The 18431-nt window shown below is 57.0% G+C and carries 18 protein-coding genes; 7 read left to right on the plus strand and 11 right to left on the minus strand.

Annotated elements, in window-relative coordinates; genetic code table 11:
- Positions 1-6: 6 nt before the first annotated feature.
- Together ACLHDD_RS07645 and zwf are read right to left on the minus strand one after the other, a co-directional pair.
- On the minus strand, positions 7-645 hold the full coding sequence (locus ACLHDD_RS07645) for a bifunctional 4-hydroxy-2-oxoglutarate aldolase/2-dehydro-3-deoxy-phosphogluconate aldolase (protein WP_427103624.1): 639 nt from the start codon (positions 643-645) through the stop codon (positions 7-9).
- 212 nt (positions 646-857) lie between these two features.
- Positions 858-2333, minus strand: a complete 1476-nt coding sequence (zwf, locus tag ACLHDD_RS07650) for a glucose-6-phosphate dehydrogenase (protein ID WP_111139774.1) — start codon at positions 2331-2333, stop codon at positions 858-860.
- Between the two features lie 579 nt (positions 2334-2912).
- Here zwf and ACLHDD_RS07655 point away from each other — a divergent pair.
- The 3 genes from ACLHDD_RS07655 (at position 2913) to ACLHDD_RS07665 (ending at position 6226) form a co-directional block, all read left to right on the plus strand.
- Complete coding sequence (locus ACLHDD_RS07655) at positions 2913-3161, plus strand: SIS domain-containing protein (protein ID WP_427103625.1); 249 nt, start codon at positions 2913-2915, stop codon at positions 3159-3161.
- Between the two features lie 305 nt (positions 3162-3466).
- Positions 3467-4909, plus strand: coding sequence for a pyruvate kinase (gene pyk, locus ACLHDD_RS07660; RefSeq protein WP_427103626.1), 1443 nt, complete (start codon positions 3467-3469; stop codon positions 4907-4909).
- A gap of 84 nt (positions 4910-4993) precedes the next feature.
- Entirely contained in the window at positions 4994-6226 is a 1233-nt protein-coding gene (locus ACLHDD_RS07665; protein ID WP_427103627.1) for an MFS transporter, read from the plus strand.
- Between the two features lie 155 nt (positions 6227-6381).
- On the opposite strand, the gene lpxM is transcribed toward ACLHDD_RS07665, so the two are convergent.
- From lpxM to znuA, 3 genes are all read right to left on the minus strand, one after another.
- The gene (gene lpxM, locus ACLHDD_RS07670) at positions 6382-7356 is read right to left on the minus strand and encodes a lauroyl-Kdo(2)-lipid IV(A) myristoyltransferase (protein WP_427103628.1); all 975 of its coding nucleotides are present in this window, start codon (positions 7354-7356) and stop codon (positions 6382-6384) included.
- Positions 7357-7479: 123 nt separating this feature from the next.
- The gene (gene mepM / locus ACLHDD_RS07675) at positions 7480-8811 is read right to left on the minus strand and encodes a murein DD-endopeptidase MepM (protein WP_427103629.1); all 1332 of its coding nucleotides are present in this window, start codon (positions 8809-8811) and stop codon (positions 7480-7482) included.
- Positions 8812-8824: 13 nt separating this feature from the next.
- A complete protein-coding gene (gene znuA, locus ACLHDD_RS07680; RefSeq protein ID WP_427103630.1) occupies positions 8825-9772 on the minus strand; it encodes a zinc ABC transporter substrate-binding protein ZnuA in 948 nt (315 codons plus the stop codon).
- Positions 9773-9849: 77 nt separating this feature from the next.
- On the opposite strand from znuA, the gene znuC reads away from it, so the two are divergent.
- A complete protein-coding gene (gene znuC / locus ACLHDD_RS07685; protein WP_427103631.1) occupies positions 9850-10605 on the plus strand; it encodes a zinc ABC transporter ATP-binding protein ZnuC in 756 nt (251 codons plus the stop codon).
- Complete coding sequence (gene znuB, locus ACLHDD_RS07690; RefSeq protein WP_427103632.1) at positions 10602-11387, plus strand: zinc ABC transporter permease subunit ZnuB; 786 nt, start codon at positions 10602-10604, stop codon at positions 11385-11387. The genes znuC and znuB overlap by 4 nt, the downstream gene beginning before the upstream one ends.
- Here the strand turns inward: znuB and ruvB are convergent, their stop codons facing one another.
- The 6 genes from ruvB to aspS all read right to left on the minus strand — a co-directional run bounded on the left by ruvB (position 11388) and on the right by aspS (position 16924).
- Positions 11388-12392: a Holliday junction branch migration DNA helicase RuvB gene (ruvB, locus tag ACLHDD_RS07695; RefSeq protein ID WP_111139782.1), complete on the minus strand. Its 1005-nt coding sequence runs from the start codon at positions 12390-12392 to the stop codon at positions 11388-11390.
- Positions 12393-12400: 8 nt separating this feature from the next.
- On the minus strand, positions 12401-13015 hold the full coding sequence (ruvA, locus tag ACLHDD_RS07700; protein WP_427103633.1) for a Holliday junction branch migration protein RuvA: 615 nt from the start codon (positions 13013-13015) through the stop codon (positions 12401-12403).
- Positions 13016-13111: 96 nt separating this feature from the next.
- Entirely contained in the window at positions 13112-13639 is a 528-nt protein-coding gene (ruvC, locus tag ACLHDD_RS07705; RefSeq protein ID WP_111139784.1) for a crossover junction endodeoxyribonuclease RuvC, read from the minus strand.
- A 37-nt stretch (positions 13640-13676) separates the two neighbouring features.
- A complete protein-coding gene (locus ACLHDD_RS07710) occupies positions 13677-14420 on the minus strand; it encodes a YebC/PmpR family DNA-binding transcriptional regulator (protein ID WP_427103634.1) in 744 nt (247 codons plus the stop codon).
- Positions 14421-14714: 294 nt separating this feature from the next.
- Positions 14715-15146, minus strand: a complete 432-nt coding sequence (gene nudB / locus ACLHDD_RS07715; RefSeq protein ID WP_427103635.1) for a dihydroneopterin triphosphate diphosphatase — start codon at positions 15144-15146, stop codon at positions 14715-14717.
- Positions 15146-16924 carry an aspartate--tRNA ligase gene (gene aspS, locus ACLHDD_RS07720; protein ID WP_427103636.1) on the minus strand — a complete coding sequence of 593 codons (1779 nt, stop codon included), beginning with the start codon at positions 16922-16924 and terminating at the stop codon, positions 15146-15148. Before aspS ends, nudB begins: the two co-directional genes overlap by 1 nt.
- Positions 16925-17135: 211 nt before the next feature.
- Here aspS and ACLHDD_RS07725 point away from each other — a divergent pair, with 211 nt between their 5' ends.
- Together ACLHDD_RS07725 and ACLHDD_RS07730 are read left to right on the plus strand one after the other, a co-directional pair.
- Positions 17136-17957 carry a DUF72 domain-containing protein gene (locus tag ACLHDD_RS07725; protein WP_427103637.1) on the plus strand — a complete coding sequence of 274 codons (822 nt, stop codon included), beginning with the start codon at positions 17136-17138 and terminating at the stop codon, positions 17955-17957.
- A 69-nt stretch (positions 17958-18026) separates the two neighbouring features.
- Positions 18027-18422, plus strand: a complete 396-nt coding sequence (locus ACLHDD_RS07730; protein ID WP_427103638.1) for an MAPEG family protein — start codon at positions 18027-18029, stop codon at positions 18420-18422.
- The last annotated feature ends 9 nt before the right edge of the window (positions 18423-18431 follow it).

The following is an 18431-nucleotide window of genomic DNA, read 5'->3' on the forward strand; positions in this document are numbered from 1 at the left end:
CATCACTTACTTCGCGCCCGCTACGGCTTCACGAGCCAGGCGGGTGATGCGATCCCAGTCGCCCGCTTCCAGTGCGTCGTTCGGCACCAGCCAGGAGCCGCCGATGCAGAGCACGCTTTTCAGCGCCAGATAGTCACGGTAATTTGCGGGAGAGATGCCGCCGGTCGGACAGAAACGCACCTGCGGGAATGGCCCGCCAATCGCCTGCAGCGCTTTTACCCCGCCATTCGCTTCCGCCGGGAAAAACTTAAATTCGCGTAAACCGTAGTCCATACCGGTCATTAATTCAGAGACGGTGCTGATCCCCGGAATCAACGGAACCGGCCCTTCGACGGCGGCTTTGAGCAGGGATTCCGTTACGCCAGGGCTGATGACAAACTGCGCACCAGCCTCGGTGACTTCCTGCAGCTGTTGCGGGTTGATGACCGTGCCCGCGCCGACGATTGCCTCCGGCACCTCCCTGATCATCGCACGCAGGGCATCCATCGCGACAGGCGTGCGCAGCGTGACTTCCAGCACTTTCACGCCACCTGCCACCAGCGCCTTCGCCATCGGCACCGCATGCTCCAGCTTATTGACAACGATGACCGGCACCACGGGTCCGGTGGTCAGAATCTGTTCAGCACTCATTTTCCAGTTTTTCATCAATTCCCCTTGTCGGATAACATCGGGATTGCGGCCCGATCATGGAGCATCCGCTCCTGCCCTGTAAATTTCGTCACTACCATACATGATCCGCTTCCTGAGCGTCTATCATTCAGCCATTATTTTGAAACAGCAGTTCATTTTTCTCTGTCTCAGGCGGGCGGGCACCGGCCCAAAAAAAGCCCGCATTGCGGGCTTTCTCATGACGTCAGTTATTCAAACTCATTCCAGGAACGACCGTCGCGGGTGATCATCGCGACCGATGCCACCGGCCCCCAGGTTCCCGCCTGATACGGCTTGGACGAGTCGCCATCGGCGGCCCAGGCGTTAATGATGGAGTCCACATAGGTCCACGCCGCTTCCACCTCATCACGGCGGACAAACAGCGCCTGAATACCGCGCATGCTTTCCAGCAGCAGACGCTCGTAGGCATCGGCCAGGTGCGACTGGTTAAAGGTTTCGGAGTAGCTCAGGTCCAGCTTGGTGGTCTGCAGCTTATGCTTGTGATCCAGACCCGGCACTTTGTTCAGGATTTCGATATCCACCCCTTCATCCGGCTGCAGACGAATCGTCAGCTTGTTCTGCGGCAGCTCAGAGTAGGAATCCTTGAACAGGTTCATTTCCGGGTTTTTGAAATAAACCACGACTTCGGAGCATTTGGTCGGCAGACGCTTACCGGTACGCAGGTAGAACGGGACGCCCGCCCAGCGCCAGTTGTCGATATCCACGCGGATAGCCACAAAGGTCTCCGTTGAGCTGGACTTATTCGCCCCCTCTTCTTCCAGATAGCCCGGCACTTTTTTACCCTGTACGAAGCCTGCGGTGTACTGACCGCGAACGGTTTTTTCGCGCACGTTGGTCTGGTCGATGCGGCGCAGCGAGCGCAGGACTTTAACTTTCTCATCACGGATGCTGTCAGCGCTGAGATCGGATGGCGGCGACATAGCGATCATGGTCAGGATCTGCAGCAGGTGGTTCTGGATCATGTCACGCATCTGACCGGCTTTGTCGAAGTAACCCCAGCGGCCTTCGATCCCCACCTCTTCGGCCACGGTGATCTGCACGTGGTCGATGGTGCGGTTATCCCAGTTGTTGACGAAGATAGAGTTGGCAAAACGCAGCGCCAGCAGGTTCAGCACGGTCTCTTTGCCGAGATAGTGGTCGATACGGAACACCTGGCTTTCATCAAAATATTCGCCAACGCTGTCGTTGATCTCCTGCGAGGTCTCCAGCGAGGTGCCCAGCGGCTTCTCCATTACCACGCGCGCCGGTTTTGCATTCAGCTTCGCGGTGCCCAGCCCCTGACAGATCGCGCCAAACGTACTTGGCGGCATCGCAAAGTAGTTAATGGTGGTGCGGTTCTTCTGGTCCAGCATCTTGCCCAGTTTCGGGAAGTGCGTGGTGTCGTTAACGTCGAGGTTGCAGAAGTCGAGACGATTGCTGAGTTTGTCCCACAGCGCTTCGTCAATCTTCTCCTTCATGAAGGTTTCCAGCGCTTCACGTACCACTTTGGTGTATTCCGCTTTGTCCCACTCGGCACGGCCCACCCCAATGATGCGGGTTTCAGCGTGGATCTGCCCCGCTTTCTCTAACTGATACAGTGAAGGCAACAGTTTACGGCGTGCAAGATCGCCTTTGGCACCGAAAATCACCAGATCGCATGCCTGGGCTGTTTGTGTTACCGCCATTTTCCTCTCCTCATTGCAGGATAGTCCGGTGGGGATGCATCCTTCGCCACCGGGTCCAGGTTATTATTTTACTGAGCACACTCTACTTTTTTCCCCGCGCCAGGTAAACCGACTCGCCGGGTCAACCGCATTAACTCTGAACCGGATAAGCCTGGTGCGTGTGATGACCCGTGCGGATGGCGAATTTTTTCTGTTTCTGCGGGTGTCAGAGGTGCTGGCACAGAACAAAGTATCGCAAATCAGGCGGCGGCTGGCTTGTCCGCCGTTGCGTTTGCCAGGTGTGAATGCGACAGCGTTTCATTCTTCCCTTATCGGCAACTGCAATAATTGAAACGTACAGACATGACCGGGCCTTGCTTTTCCGGCATCAGGGCCAGGCGCCGCCTCTGATAACAGACACGAACGGGTAAGGCGTAAGGGTCGGCGACAATCAGGCAGAGAGCGACTCCCCCCGACGCTGAAGCGACCCAGACCGGTCTGCAACCCGATCAGCGTCAGCTGAACAGCCCGCCTCTGCCACCGCGTCATCTGACCCGTGCAGGCCAGCAGATATGCCTTTTATGACCGGCGATTGACAGAATGATTGTGCGCAATGCCTTTACCACTCCGCGCGTAAGTCTGTTGGCCGTCAGCCCAGGCGATATTGTGATCCAGCGCATGAGTTGCGTAAATAGTCGAGCCGGTGACGTTTTTGTTCTCATTTCACATTCTTGGCGCATAAAAAATATGGTAGAACTGGCTCGCCTGGCCCGTGTAAACGGTTCCACCATTATTGTCATCACGCCTCACGATTTATTCCGGCTCATGAAGCAATTGCTTTATGCCTGATCTGCCGGGAGAGACTGATGCCTGTTTGCCGATGGTATTGTGCCTGGCGCAGCTGACCGCGATCGCTGTTCCGGCGACGGGTTCTTGCCTGGAACGGTCGCCCCTTTGGGGAAACCTGAAGGGCGTGAAAAAGGCATTTAAAGCGTCGTGTTATTAAAAGCTCACACCGCGGGAAGAGGATAATCAGCAAATAATTAACATCACATTTACAATGTGAGTCGTATCACAACCCATCGATCATATAGAATAGATAACCCTGTTGTGTCCTCCCACCGGGGCACGCTTAAATGTTTACGGAGTCCTCGATGTCAAGACGTCTCAGAAGAACCAAAATCGTTACAACCCTCGGCCCGGCTACCGATCGTGATAATAACCTCGAAAAAATCATCGCCGCCGGTGCGAACGTTGTACGTCTCAACTTCTCTCACGGCACGCCAGAAGATCATCAGTTACGTGCCGATAAGGTGCGCGAAATCGCCGCAAAACTGGGTCGCCACGTCGCTATCCTCGGCGACCTGCAGGGCCCAAAAATCCGCGTGTCGACCTTTAAGGAAGGTAAAGTTTTCCTGAATATCGGTGACCGTTTTCTGCTGGATGCCAGCCTGGGTAAAGGCGAAGGTGACAAAGAGCGCGTCGGTATTGATTATAAAGGGCTGCCGGAAGATGTGGTGCCTGGCGATATCCTGCTGCTGGATGATGGCCGCGTGCAGCTGAAGGTTCTGGAAGTTCAGCAGATGAAAGTGTTCACGGAAGTGACCGTAGGTGGCCCGCTGTCGAATAACAAAGGCATCAATAAGCTGGGTGGCGGCCTGTCTGCAGAAGCACTGACCGAAAAAGATAAAGCTGACATCATTACCGCGGCGAAAATTCAGGTCGACTATCTGGCTGTCTCCTTCCCACGCTGTGGTGAAGATATGAACCTGGCCCGCCGCCTGGCGCGTGAGGCGGGTTGTGATGCGAAGCTGGTCGCCAAAGTGGAACGTGCTGAAGCTGTCGCCACCCAGGAAGCCATGGATGACATTATTCTGGCGTCAGATGTCGTGATGGTTGCGCGTGGCGACCTGGGCGTTGAGATTGGCGATCCGGAACTGGTCGGCATTCAGAAAGCGTTGATCCGCCGCGCCCGTCAGCTAAACCGCACCATTATTACCGCGACGCAGATGATGGAATCGATGATTACCAATCCGATGCCAACCCGGGCCGAAGTCATGGACGTGGCGAACGCCGTACTGGATGGAACGGATGCGGTTATGCTTTCCGCTGAAACGGCGGCAGGTCAGTACCCGGCTGAAACCGTCTCGGCGATGGCGAAGGTCTGTCTGGGCGCGGAGAAGATCCCCAGCGTTAACGTCTCCAAGCACCGTCTGGATGTGCAGTTCGACAACATCGAAGAAACGATCGCGATGTCCTCGATGTATGCCGCAAACCATTTGCAGGGCGTAACGGCGATTATCACCATGACAGAGTCAGGTCGTACGCCGCTGATGACCTCACGTATCACGTCGGGCCTGCCGATTTTCGCCATGTCACGCCATGAACGCACGCTGAACCTCACTGCACTTTACCGGGGTGTGACGCCGGTCTTCTTCGACAGCAACAACGACGGCGTGGCGGCGGCACACGATGCCGTTAACCTGCTGCGTGACAAAGGCTTCCTGGTCTCCGGTGATCTGGTCATTGTGACGCAGGGCGATGTCATGGGGGCAACCGGCACCACCAACACGTCGCGTGTACTGCGCGTGGATTAATTGCGCCTGCGTTAACATTGTCGGTGTAGAATCTACAACGCGACTGCCTGGCAGTCGCGTTTTCTTTTCTGACAAGGAGGCCAGATGGCCCGTTTTCACCCCATCGGCCAGCTTACCGGCCGAATGTTACTCTTTCCTCTGGCGTTGGTGCTGTTCGAATTTGCTACCTATATCGCGCATGACATGATCCAGCCGGGCATGCTGATCGTCACCCGCGAATTTTCCGTCGGCGCGGAATGGGTCTCTACCTCACTGACTGCTTATCTGATTGGCGGCGTGGTGCTGCAATGGCTGCTCGGCCCGCTCTCTGATAAATATGGCCGCCGCCCGGTGATGCTCACGGGCATCCTCTTCTTTGCCGTCGCCTGTATTCTGACCCACTGGGTCAGCTCAATTGAAGAGTTTGTCAGCCTGCGCTTTATTCAGGGTATCAGCCTCTGCTTTATTGGCGCGGTCGGTTACGCAGCGATTCAGGAGGCGTTTGATGAAGCTCTGGCCGTGCGTATGATGGCGCTGATGGCTAACGTGGCGCTGCTGGCCCCGCTGGCTGGCCCGCTGGCCGGTGCCGCGTGGCTCACCGTGGGCAGCTGGCGTAGCATGTTCTGGCTGTTTGCCGCCTGTAGCGTGGTGGCGTTTGCGGTGCTGTGGCGCGTCATGCCGGAAACCGCAGGCGACCGCAGTCATTCCATTGCCCTGCCCAATCTGGCGCGTAACTATGGCCGGCTGATGAAAGACCGGCTGGTGATGTCGGGCTCGTTTGCCATCGGGCTGGTGTTTATTCCGATTCTGACCTGGGTGGCGCTCTCCCCGGTCATTCTGATGCATGACGAGGGGCTCTCACGCATGCAGTATGCCCTGCTGCAGCTGCCGGTGTTTATGGCGATGATCGCAGGCAACCTGACGCTGAGTAAACTGGCCGGCCGGGTGCCAATCGAGCGGCCGGTGATGTATGCCGCCTGGCCGATTCTGATCGGCCTGAGTCTGGCGCTGGTGGCAAGCCTGCTAAACAGCCATGCCTGGCTGCTGGTGACGACCGGGCTGAGCCTCTACGCCTTTGGCGCGGGCATGGTCAACGCCGGACTCTATCGCCTGACGCTCTATGCGAGTCAGGAAGGTAAAGGCAGCGTGGCGGCAATGCTGGGGATGATCAGTATTATGACACTGGCGGCAGGGATTGAGCTGGCGAAGAGCGGTTACTTCAGCGGCGGCATGTTGTGGTTCAGCCTGATCAACTTTTCCAGCGGCGTGCTCTGGTTTGGGCTGGTGACGCTGTTTATGCGCGAGCGTAAACGTCGCAGCACGCTGAAGGCACTGTAAAACCGTTCGCAGAGTCCATTCAGGCCTTCGGCAAAGCATCGCAGGCCTGACATCCTGACACGTAACGCTTCCCGCCCCGGTTTCCTGTATCTGACGTCTTCGACGCCTGGCATGGATTGAATAACAATAAAAAGGCCGCCTGCGCGGCCTTTCTGCTATTTGCGTGGATAGAGCTCTTTGCGCGCATAGGGTTCAATATCGCCCTCTTTACGGGTTTTGAGCAGCTTCAGTATCCAGGTGTACTGTTCGGGATGCGGACGGACCAGCACCTCGACTTCCTCATTCATCCGTCGGGCCAGCTGGCGGTCATCGGCTTCAAGCAGATCGTCCATCGGCGGACGGACATAGATCTCAAGCTTATGAGTTTTGCTGTTATAGACCGGGAACAGGGGGATCACGCGGGCGCGGCACACCTTCATCAGCCGCCCTACCGCAGGCAGCGTCGCTTTATAGGTTGCGAAGAAATCAACAAACTCGCTGTGCTCAGCACCGTGATCCTGGTCAGGCAGATAATAGCCCCAGTAACCCTGTCGTACCGAACTGATAAAAGGTTTGATGCCGTCATTCCGGGCGTGCATCCGGCCACCGTAACGACGGCGAGCGGTGTTCCAGGCGTAGTCCAGCAGCGGGTCACTCTGATTGTGGAACATGGCTGCCATCTTCTGGCCTTCAGACGCCAGCAGCATGGCAGGAATATCCACCGCCCAGCCGTGAGGCACCAGAAAAATGACATTCTGCTGTTCAGCCTTCATCTGATCGATGATTTCACGGCCATGCCACTCAACCCGCTCACGGATACGCGCCGGGTCACGCAGCACCAGCTCGGTCATCATGGTCATCGCCTGCGGCGCAGTCGCAAACATCTCATCGACCACCGTGGCGCGCTGCGCCTCGCTGAGTTCCGGCAGACAGTAATAGAGGTTAATCAGGGCACGACGACGCGCCCCTTTTGCCAGCTTACCGGCAAAGCGGCCTAAACGACCCAGCAGCGGATCGCGCACTTTGGCCGGCAGATAAGCCAGCCCGGCCAGCGCGCCAATGGCCAGCCAGCTGCCCCAGTATTGTGGTTTTAAAAAAGAACGTTCAAAAACGGGAATAAATTCAATGTTATTTTTTTTACGGGTTTCCATGCACTCGCCTCAAGCAATGACCGGCTAATGATAGTGACCACCTGAAAATTTGCAATCGTCCTGCGCCGGATAGCAAAAACCGACGGAAAAACCGTCGGTTTTTACATGCGCTGACCAGTCCGCTTACTTCAGGCCAAGCTGAGGCAGCCAGGTCTTCACCTGCGCCAGATAATCGCTGCGCGCTTTGCCGGTCAGACCTTCCATACGCGGAAGTTTGGCGGTTAACGGGTTCACTGCCTGATTGTTGATCCAGATTTCAAAATGCAGGTGCGGCCCGGTAGAACGTCCGGTATTGCCTGACAGACCGATTCGGTCGCCACGCTTCACCTTCTGGCCCGGCTTCACCAGGACTTTCTTCATGTGCATGTAACGTGTCATGTACTGACGGCCATGACGAATCGCGACATAGTTACCCGCCGCACCGCCATTTTTCGCCACGACGATCTCGCCATCACCCACGGCCAGTACCGGCGTGCCGATAGGCAGGGCAAAGTCGACCCCTTTGTGGGGTGCAATACGACCGGTAACCGGATTGAGACGACGCGGATTAAAGTTCGACGACACACGATACTGCTTCACCGTCGGGAAGCGCATAAAGCCGCGCGCCAGACCGGAACCACTGCGATCGTAGAACTTGCCATCTTCAGCCCGGAAAGCGTAGTAATCTTTTCCCCCACTGCGCAGGCGGACACCCAGCAACTGACTCTGCGCGCTCTTGCCATCCAGCATTTCACGTGACATCAGTACGCTGAACTGGTCGCCCGCACGCAGCTTGCGGAAATCCATCTGCCACTGCAGCGCCTTAATGACGCCACTGGCTTCGGCGCCGGTCAGACCGGCACGCTGAGCGCTGGCCGCGAAACTGCCTCGCACCTCACCCTGCATTACACTGTTGCGCCATTCGCCCTTCTGCATCTCGGCGCGCATTGTAAAGCCGCCTTTCGGCGTGCGCTCATAAATGCGGGTTTCGCGGCGGGAAATCTCCCAATTCAGGGTTTTCAGGCCGCCATCGTCATCCAGCGTCCAGCTCAGTTGCTGACCCACCTGCAGATTACGCAGATCGCGATCGCTCACCACCAGCGCGTTGATGTCGCCAATGTCGATGCCATACTGATTAAGGGCACTGCTGAGCGTATCACCGGAGGAGACGGTATAGTCGTGGACACCTGCCGTTTCCGGCACATCGGTGTCGACATCATCGGCAGGCAACTCTTCGTCCGGTTCCGGCGTGCTCTGATCAATCGGCTCACTGGCTTCCGGCAACAGCGTTCGGAGTTCGTTTTTATCCAGATCGATGGTTTTGACAATCGGTGTCACGTCATCGGTGGGATGGTAAACATAAGGCCGCCAGACAGCGACGGCCAGAGTTACAACGGTTAATGAACCCAGCATAACGCGGTGGGGGCGCGGCAAATTGTTAAATGCGAGGGCGACAGAGCGGGCTATCTGCTGCACTTTTACCTATTCCTCATGCTCCATTCAGGCAGCGTTCATACTGGCTTGACAGTTGTGAGAGGAATTTCACATAGCTGTCTTTGGCTAAGCTGATATCTGTGCCCAGCGGGTCGAGCGTGCCTTTGCGCACCTGCGTTCCGCGGGCAACAGCATCGATGACTGCTGGCCTGAATTGTGGCTCAGCAAAGACGCAGACCGCCTTTTGCTCAACCAACTGTGTTCGTATCTGGTGTAAACGCTGAGCGCCCGGTTGAATTTCAGGATTCACGGTAAAGTGCCCGGCAGGCGAGAGACCGTAGTGTTTTTCAAAGTACGTGTAAGCGTCGTGAAAAACGAAATATCCTTTATTTTTAACCGGAGCAAGCTGTGCGCTGACGCGTTTGTCCGTGTCCGCCAACGCTACCTCAAACTGCTGGAGGTTGGCGTCAAGTTTGGCTTTATCTTGTGGCATAAGTTCCAATAATTTTGCATGGATTGCAACCGCGGTCTTGCGCGCAATCTCTGGCGACAACCACAGGTGCATATTAAACTCGCCATGATGATGATGGTGCGCTTCGGCCTCATGATCTTCAGATTTTTCCGCTGCGTGCTCATCTTCATCTTCACCACCGCTAATCAATAGTGGTTTTACGCCGTCGATGTTGACCATTGCGAGATTTTTTTGCGCCGGAAGTTCAGCCACAGATTTAGCCATAAACGCTTCCATTTCAGGCCCGACCCAGACGACTAACTCTGCGTTTTTTAAACGTTTTGCGTCAGAGGGACGCAGAGAATAGTCGTGCTCAGACGCGCCGTCCGGCAGCAGGACTTCAACCGGCGTGACCCCATCGGCAATGGCGGAGGCGATAAAGCCGACCGGTTTAATTGATGCCACTACAGCGGATTGTGCAGGAAGGCTCAACAGCGCGGTAACGGATAAAGCAGACAAGGCGAAAATTGCGCCCTTTTTATTATGTAACATATTGCGTCATTCCATCGTGACCATGAAGTGGAATGTGATATTATAACATTCGAAATTCTGTGCAACCTGTAAATACTATGACCTCACTTGTCACACTCGAAAACGTTTCGATAAAATTTAACCAGCGTAATGTGTTATCCGGCGTCAGCCTGGCCTTGCAGCCGGGTCGTATTCTCACCCTGCTGGGTCCTAATGGTGCCGGGAAATCTACGCTGGTGCGCGTTGTGCTCGGCCTGCTTGCCCCGAGCAGCGGTAGCGTTCAGCGTCTGCCCGGCCTGCGTGTCGGCTATGTTCCGCAGAAACTGCATATCGATCCGACCCTGCCGGTCACGGTTGAACGCTTTATGCGTCTGACGCGGGGCAGCAAAAATGCGGACATCCTGCCCGCCCTGAAGCGGGTGCAGGCGGGCCATCTGCTGCATTCACCGCTGCAGAAACTCTCGGGTGGTGAAACCCAGCGTGTGCTGCTGGCGCGTGCGCTGCTGAATCAGCCTCAGCTGCTGGTGCTGGATGAACCGATGCAGGGCGTGGATGTAAACGGTCAGGTGGCACTTTATGACCTGATCAATCAGCTGCGCGTTGAACTGAATTGTGGCGTGCTGATGGTTTCCCACGATCTGCACCTGGTGATGGCAAAAACCGACGAAGTCCTGTGCCTGAACCATCACATCTGCTGTTCCGGCACGCCGGAGGCGGTCTCGCAGCATCCGGAGTTTATCGCGATGTTCGGCCCGCGCGGCGCGCAGGAGCTGGCGATCTACCGTCACCATCACAATCACCGTCACGACCTTCAGGGACGTATCGTTTTACGCAAAGGACAGGGTTCATCATGATTGAGTTGTTGTTACCGGGCTGGATTGGCGGCGTGATGCTGGCGCTGGCGGCCGGTCCGCTGGGTTCGTTTGTGGTCTGGCGCAAGATGTCCTACTTTGGCGATACGCTGGCGCACGCCTCGCTGCTCGGGGTGGCGTTTGGCCTGCTGCTGAACGTAAATCCTTACTACGCGGTGATTCTGGTGACCGTCTGCCTGGCGCTGGGACTGGTCTGGCTGGAACGCCGTCCGCATCTGGCTATCGATACTCTGCTGGGCATCATGGCGCACAGCGCCCTGTCTCTGGGTCTGGTGGTGGTCAGCCTGATGAAGAATGTCCGTGTGGATCTGATGGCGTATCTGTTTGGCGATCTGCTGGCGGTGACGCCGGACGATCTCTGGATGATGGGCGGCGGCGTGATTGTGGTGCTGCTGGTCATGGCGTGGCAGTGGCGTTCCCTGCTGTCGATGACCATCAGTCCGGAACTGGCGCAGGTCGATGGCGTGAACATTCAGCGCACCCGCCTGATACTGATGCTGGTCACGGCGCTGACTATCGGGGTGGCGATGAAGTTTGTCGGCGCACTGATTATCACCTCACTGCTGATTATCCCGGCCGCGACCGCGCGCCGTTTCGTGCGTTCACCGGAAGGGATGGCAGCCACCGCCGTAATCATCGGCGTGATTGCCGTCACCGGCGGGCTGACCTTCTCCGCCTTTTACGACACCCCTGCCGGACCGTCCGTGGTACTCTGCGCTGCCATCCTGTTCATCATCAGCATGGTGCGCAAACCGGCCATGTAACTACTCTTCGCGCGTAATGCCGAAGTGACGGTACGCGTGCTGCGTGGCCAGGCGGCCACGCGGCGTGCGCTGAATGAATCCCTGCTGAATCAGGAAAGGTTCAATCACATCTTCAATGGTTTCGCGCTCTTCACCAATCGCCGCCGCAAGGTTGTCCAGCCCGACCGGCCCGCCCATAAACTTGTCGATGATCGCCAGCAGCAGCTTGCGGTCCATATAATCGAACCCTTCACTGTCGACATTCAGCATATCAAGCGCACTGCAGGAAACCTCACCGCTGAGATCGCCATTGGCCCGCACCTCGGCAAAGTCACGCACCCGGCGCAGCAGGCGGTTGGCGATGCGCGGTGTGCCGCGCGCACGACGGGCAATTTCCAGCGCCCCGTCGTCACTCAGCGCCAGGCCGAGACAGGCGGCGCTGCGGCCAACGATGTGCTGCAGATCCTTTACCTGATAAAACTCCAGTCGCTGGACGATGCCAAAACGGTCGCGCAGCGGCGACGTCAGCGAGCCTGCACGGGTCGTGGCGCCAATCAGGGTGAACGGCGGCAGGTCGAGTTTGATCGAGCGCGCAGCCGGCCCTTCGCCAATCATGATGTCCAGCTGATAATCTTCCATCGCCGGATAGAGCACCTCTTCCACAACGGGTGAAAGGCGATGAATTTCGTCGATAAACAGCACGTCATGCGGTTCAAGGTTGGTCAGCATCGCGGCCAGATCGCCGGCCTTCTCCAGCACCGGGCCAGAGGTGGTGCGCAGATTCACGCCCATCTCGTTGGCCACGATGTTCGCCAGCGTGGTTTTTCCCAGCCCCGGCGGCCCGAAGATCAGCAGGTGATCGAGCGCATCGCCGCGCAGCTGTGCTGCCTTGATGAAAATTTCCATCTGCTCGCGCACCTGCGGCTGACCGACATATTCGTTCAGCAGTTTCGGGCGTATTGCGCGGTCGATCAACTCTTCTTCGTTAACGCTGGCAGCAGAGACCAGACGGTCGGCTTCAATCATGACTTACCTCAAATGGCGGCGCGGAGTGCTTCGCGGATCAGCGTTTCGCAATCCGCATCCGGTCGACCGACTTTACTGATCATACGGCTCGCTTCCTGCGGTTTATAACCCAGGGATACCAGCGCTGCAACCGCTTCGGATTCGGCATCGTTCGTTTCCGGCTCCGGACCCGGCGTGGTGAGGGTAAAGGCGGCGTCGCCACCAAACAAGTCGCCGTGCATCCCTTTGAAGCGGTCTTTCATCTCAACGACCAGGCGCTCGGCGGTCTTTTTACCGACGCCTGGCAGTTTCACCAGCGAGGCGATCTCCTCTTTCTCTACCGCCGTAACAAACTGCTGCGCTGACATACCGGAGAGGATGGCCAGCGCAAGCTTCGGCCCGACGCCATTAACTTTGATTAATTCACGAAACAGTGCGCGCGCCTGCTTGCTGTTGAAACCAAACAGCAGCTGAGCATCTTCACGTACCACGAAGTGGGTGAAAATTATGGCTTCCTGCTGAAGTTCAGGCAGCTCATAAAAACAGGTCATGGGCATGTGAATTTCATAGCCTACGCCGTGTGCCTCAAGCAGCACCAGTGGCGGCTGCTTTTCCAGAATATTGCCCCGTAAACGACCTATCACCTGAATGCTTCCTTAACTGACGAATGTGGCGGATTTTATAACATAAAAAAGGCTGGATGAATATCCAGCCTGAGAGTCAGCTCTGCGCGCGGGTCGCTAACCGGAACGTAATCGTCCACGCGTCAGCACCAGCTTGCTGTCGCTCATCCGTGCCGCATTCTGCGCGACGTGGCAGTGCGTGATAGCAATCGCCAGCGCATCAGCAGCATCCGCCTGCGGATTGGCGGGCAGCTTGAGCAGGGTGCGCACCATGTGCTGTACCTGGCTCTTTTCGGCGCTGCCGATCCCGACTACCGTCTGCTTAACCTGACGGGCAGCGTATTCAAACACCGGCAAATCGTGATTGACCGCGGCCACAATGGCGGCCCCGCGCGCCTGCCCCAGTTTCAGTGCCGAGTCGGCATTCTTCGCCATAAACACCTGTTCGATGGCGAAGAAATCGGGTGAAAACTGCGTGATGATTTCACAGACGCCCGCGTAGATCAGCTTCAGTCTGGCGGGCAACTCGGCGGTATTGGTGCGGATACAGCCGCTGCCCAGATAAGTGAGCTGGCGGCCAGTCTGACGGATAACGCCATAACCGGTGATGCGTGAGCCGGGATCGATACCCAGGATAATCGACATTACGCTTCTCCGGTTAACGTGATGACAGCAGACGCCATTACAGCGTTTCCGCCACCTCGTCTGAGATTTCACCGTTGTGGTAAACCTCCTGCACATCGTCGCAATCTTCCAGCATGTCGATCAGACGCAGCAGTTTTGGTGCCGTCTCGGCATCCATTTCCGCTTTGGTGGTCGGGATCATGGACACTTCGGCGGTATCGGCTTTCAGGCCTGCGGCTTCCAGCGCATCACGCACCGTGCCCATCTCTTCCCAGGCGGTGAACACATCGATTGCGCCGTCGTCATAGCTGACAACATCTTCGGCGCCCGCTTCCAGTGCCGCTTCCATCACCGCATCTTCATCCTGACCCGGTGCATAGGAGATCACGCCTTTTTTGTTGAACAGATAGGCCACCGAGCCATCCGTGCCAAGGTTACCACCGGTTTTGGTGAAAGCATGACGCACTTCACCCACGGTACGGTTACGGTTGTCACTCAGGCATTCGATCATGATGGCGGAGCCGCCCGGACCGTAGCCTTCGTAGATGATAGTTTCCATGTTAGCGTTGTCTTCGCCGCCCACACCGCGGGCGATAGCGCGATCCATGGTGTCACGCGTCATGTTGTTCGCCAGTGCTTTATCCATCGCGGCACGCAGACGCGGGTTAGAGCCCGGATCACCGCCGCCCAGCTTGGCTGCCGTCACCAGTTCACGAATAATTTTGGTGAAGATTTTGCCGCGCTTGGCGTCCTGTGCCGCCTTACGGTGTTTGGTGTTTGCCCACTTACTGTGTCCAGCCATTTCTCTATTCTCCGATCTTTTACAGGGTGCAGACGCTCTGCGCTGCGGACTGCGCCTCCGGCACGGCTCTGACAGGATCAGCCTGTCTGCCTGATAAGGGCATCCCCGGCGGGGTGAGCTGCGTAAATTCCCGACACGCACAATCGTGCGCTGACGACTTCACGCTGGCGGCGGACAACCTCGCGGCACCGATTACGCCTGACTGTTTAATAGCCTGGTGCAGTCCTGTTAAAACTCACCATAGTGATAAAATATACGCGACCGGCCGCCGGAAAGGCGGGCAGTGACGCGCACTCAGGCAAATTCTTCAATTGCCTGACGATTACTCCATGATCGGGTTAATGCTGCTGCCTCCGCCGCCGCCAGCCAGCGAAACGCCAGATGTTCGGTCAGGATGATCTCCCGCTCCTGCGGCAGTTGCAGGCGAAACCAGTGTTCGTGATTATGGGTGACATCCGGCGCGTAGCGATGGCGGAAATGGGGGAAGATTTCAAAGTCAATCTGACGCTGACAATCCTCTATTTCCAGCCGCTCAGCCACGACGTCGATACCGACCTCTTCATTCACTTCACGACAGGCGGTCGCCAGCGGCAGCTCCCCCGGTTCCAGGCTGCCGGTCACCGACTGCCAGAACGTGGGATCGTCACGCCGCTGCAGCATTAACACCCGGCCAGTATCCTGCGCCGAAATTACGACCAGCACTGAAACCGGGTGTTTGTAGCCCATTATTTGTTCTCGAGCTTTTCTTTTTTCACGACCTGAATGCCCAGCTCCAGCAGTGAAGCCGGATTTGCTTCGCTTGGTGCTTCGGTCATCATGCAGGCCGCTGCCGTGGTTTTCGGGAAGGCGATAACGTCACGGATGTTGTCGGTACCGGTCAGCAGCATGGTCAGGCGATCCAGGCCAAAAGCCAGGCCTGCATGCGGTGGCGTACCGAATTTCAGCGCATCCAGCAGGAAGCCAAATTTCTCGCGCTGCTCGTTCGCTTCAATGCCCAGAATGCTGAAGACCGTCTGCTGCATTTCGCCGTTGTGGATACGCACGGAACCGCCACCCACTTCATAACCGTTGATCACCATGTCGTAGGCATTCGCCACGGCACGGGTCGGATCGGCGGCCAGCTCTGAGGCGCTCATCTCTTTCGGTGCGGTAAACGGATGGTGCATCGCCGCCAGACCGCCCTCTTCGTCCTCTTCGAACATCGGGAAGTCAATCACCCACAGCGGTGCCCAGGCGTTTTCGTCGGTGATGCTGAGATCGCGACCCACTTTCAGGCGCAGCGCCCCCAGGGCATCAGCCACTACTTTGGCACGGTCGGCACCAAAGAAGATGATGTCGCCATCCTGCGCGCCGGTGCGGCTCAGAATGCCTTCGACAATCTCAGCATTCAGGAACTTGGCAACCGGGCTCTGTACGCCTTCCAGACCGTCAGCACGGACATTAACCTTCATCCACGCGAGGCCTTTTGCGCCGTAAATCTCTACAAATTTGCCGTACTCATCAATCTGCTTGCGGCTCAGCTGCGCACCGGCAGGCACACGCAGCGCGGCGACGCGGCCTTTGGCGTCGTTCGCCGGGCCAGAGAAGACCTGAAACTCGACGTTTTTCAGCAGATCGCCGACATCCACCAGCTCCATTGGGTTACGCAGATCCGGCTTATCGGAACCGTAGCGATGCATCGCTTCCGCAAAGGTCATCTGCGGGAATTCACCAAGGTCAACGCCCTGCACATCCTGCCACAGGTTGCGGATCAGGCGCTCCATAATTTCACGCACCTGAGGCGCGGTCATAAAGGAGGTTTCGACGTCGATCTGCGTAAATTCTGGCTGACGATCAGCACGCAGATCCTCATCGCGGAAACATTTGACGATCTGATAGTAGCGGTCAAAACCGGACATCATCAGCAGCTGTTTAAAGAGCTGTGGTGACTGCGGCAGCGCATAAAACTTGCCTTTGTGAACCCGGCTCGGCACCAGATAGTCACGCGCGCCCTCAGGGGTCGCTTTGGTCAGCATCGGGGTTTCGATATCCAGGAAACCTTCATCATCCATAAAGCGACGGACAAAGCTGGTGATTTTTGCGCGCGTTTTCAGACGCGTCACCATCTCAGGACGACGCAGATCCAGATAGCGGTACTTCAGACGCGCTTCTTCGCTGTTGGTCTGGTTCGAGTCCAGCGGCAGGGGCTCAGAGCGATTGATAATGGTCAGCGCCTGGGCGAACACTTCCACTTCGCCGGTCGCCATATCGCTGTTTTTGTTCTTCTCATCACGCGCACGAACGATACCGGTTACCTGGATACAGAATTCGTTACGCAGTTCAGAAGCCAGCTTAAACGCGTCCTCACGATCGGGATCAAAAAACACCTGCACGATACCTTCGCGGTCGCGCATATCGATAAAGATCAAACTGCCCAGATCGCGACGGCGGTTTACCCAGCCGCAAAGGGTGACTTGCTGACCCACATGAGACAGATTGAGCTGTCCGCAATATTCTGTACGCATAACACTATCCTTTTAACTTCGCCGCTGCAGCTGACAGCATCCAGCCGCGTTGCCTTATGTGATGCTGTCGCAAAAATGGCGGCTATTATAATGGAAAAAGGCAGGCAGGATAAGCAGATCCACGCCAAAGCGCCGATTTCCTGTGTGCATTTGCCCCTTAGCCTGACGCTGAAGGATAATGGGCTATCTTAACCCGTCGTCAGGAGCGCGCGTGACACTTCGTATTGGCCTGCCTCAGTGGCAGCATTCACACTGGAAACGCTGGGGTATCGGGAGCCTGGCGGATTATGCCCGCTATTTCCACTGTGTAGAGGGAAATACCACGCTTTATGCGCTGCCCAATGCTGAAACAGTGATGCGCTGGCGCGACATGACGCACGAGGCGTTTCGCTTCTGCTTTAAGTTCCCCAATACCATCAGCCATCAGGCGGCACTGCAGCACAGCGACGATCTGCTGACCGATTTTCTGCGCCTGATGGAGCCGCTGGCCGACCGGATCGGTCAGTACTGGCTGCAGCTGCCGGCCAGCTTCTCTCCGGCCGGGCTGGAGACGCTCTGGCATTTCCTGGATAGCCTGCCGCGTCGCTTTCATTACGGCGTCGAGGTCCGCCATCCGGCGTTCTTTGCCAAGGGTGACGCGGAGCGGGCACTGAATCGGGGTCTGCTGGCACGCGGCGTCAACCGGGTGATGCTCGACAGCCGTCCGGTGCACGCCTCCACCTCACAGAGTCCGGCCGCGCTGGTCGCACGTTCCCAGAAGCCTCGCGTACCGCCACACGCCCTGCGCACCGGATCGCAGCCGATGGTGCGGTTTATCGGCAGCGACAGCGTGGATGAGAGCGTGCCACTGTTTCAGATCTGGCACGATAAGCTGCTGGCATGGCAACAGCAGGGCGACGTGATGCTGTTTCTGCATACGCCTGATATGGGCCAGGTTTTTCCGCTGGTTCAGGCACTCTGGCCGCAGCTGCAGCAGATTGACCCCGGCATTGGCAACGGACCAGACTGGCCGCAACAGACCTCACTGTTTTAGTGACGAAACAGGACAGCGCCCGCTCCGCTGGCTAGACTAACCACTTTATCGAGGGTGACAGGAGTTACGATGATTAGCGCATTATATGTGGTACTGGGTGCAATACTGGTGATGAAATTCACGCTCGACGTGGTGCGTTATCGTCGTTTCTATCATGTGGCCTATGGCGATGGTGGCTATCACGACTTAAAGATAGCGATTCGGATTCACGGCAATGCCATCGAAACCGTTCCGCTGGCGCTGCTGCTGCTGGTCATGATGGAGATGAACGGCGCCGATATCTGGATGGTGCATCTTACCGGCCTGCTGTTTTTCATCAGCCGCCTGCTACATGCCTGGGGGTTGCGCAGCAGCGCAATGGCGGGACGCAAATATGGCATGATGCTGACGCTGTTTTCGCTGTGCGGCATGGTGATTTTTAACCTGATCTACCTGCCGTGGGATCTGGTTCTGTCGCTGCATTAAGCCAGCCGG

It is taken from the genome of Pantoea sp. NSTU24, assembly GCF_050157905.1.
Classification (GTDB): domain Bacteria; phylum Pseudomonadota; class Gammaproteobacteria; order Enterobacterales; family Enterobacteriaceae; genus Pantoea.

What these genes read in the sequence shown, in the direction of transcription:
- pyk (WP_427103626.1), top strand. Translation starts at nt 3,467, where the DNA reads ATGTCAAGACGTCTCAGAAGAACCAAAATCGTTACAACCCTCGGCCCG.
- znuB (WP_427103632.1), top strand. Translation starts at nt 10,602, where the DNA reads ATGATTGAGTTGTTGTTACCGGGCTGGATTGGCGGCGTGATGCTGGCG.
- lpxM (WP_427103628.1), bottom strand. Translation starts at nt 7,356, where the DNA reads ATGGAAACCCGTAAAAAAAATAACATTGAATTTATTCCCGTTTTTGAA.
- ruvB (WP_111139782.1), bottom strand. Translation starts at nt 12,392, where the DNA reads ATGATTGAAGCCGACCGTCTGGTCTCTGCTGCCAGCGTTAACGAAGAA.
- aspS (WP_427103636.1), bottom strand. Translation starts at nt 16,924, where the DNA reads ATGCGTACAGAATATTGCGGACAGCTCAATCTGTCTCATGTGGGTCAG.
- ruvC (WP_111139784.1), bottom strand. Translation starts at nt 13,639, where the DNA reads ATGTCGATTATCCTGGGTATCGATCCCGGCTCACGCATCACCGGTTAT.
- ACLHDD_RS07665 (WP_427103627.1), top strand. Translation starts at nt 4,994, where the DNA reads ATGGCCCGTTTTCACCCCATCGGCCAGCTTACCGGCCGAATGTTACTC.
- ACLHDD_RS07645 (WP_427103624.1), bottom strand. Translation starts at nt 645, where the DNA reads ATGAAAAACTGGAAAATGAGTGCTGAACAGATTCTGACCACCGGACCC.
- znuA (WP_427103630.1), bottom strand. Translation starts at nt 9,772, where the DNA reads ATGTTACATAATAAAAAGGGCGCAATTTTCGCCTTGTCTGCTTTATCC.
- zwf (WP_111139774.1), bottom strand. Translation starts at nt 2,333, where the DNA reads ATGGCGGTAACACAAACAGCCCAGGCATGCGATCTGGTGATTTTCGGT.
- ACLHDD_RS07655 (WP_427103625.1), top strand. Translation starts at nt 2,913, where the DNA reads ATGATTGTGCGCAATGCCTTTACCACTCCGCGCGTAAGTCTGTTGGCC.
- ACLHDD_RS07730 (WP_427103638.1), top strand. Translation starts at nt 18,027, where the DNA reads ATGATTAGCGCATTATATGTGGTACTGGGTGCAATACTGGTGATGAAA.
- ACLHDD_RS07710 (WP_427103634.1), bottom strand. Translation starts at nt 14,420, where the DNA reads ATGGCTGGACACAGTAAGTGGGCAAACACCAAACACCGTAAGGCGGCA.
- nudB (WP_427103635.1), bottom strand. Translation starts at nt 15,146, where the DNA reads ATGGGCTACAAACACCCGGTTTCAGTGCTGGTCGTAATTTCGGCGCAG.
- znuC (WP_427103631.1), top strand. Translation starts at nt 9,850, where the DNA reads ATGACCTCACTTGTCACACTCGAAAACGTTTCGATAAAATTTAACCAG.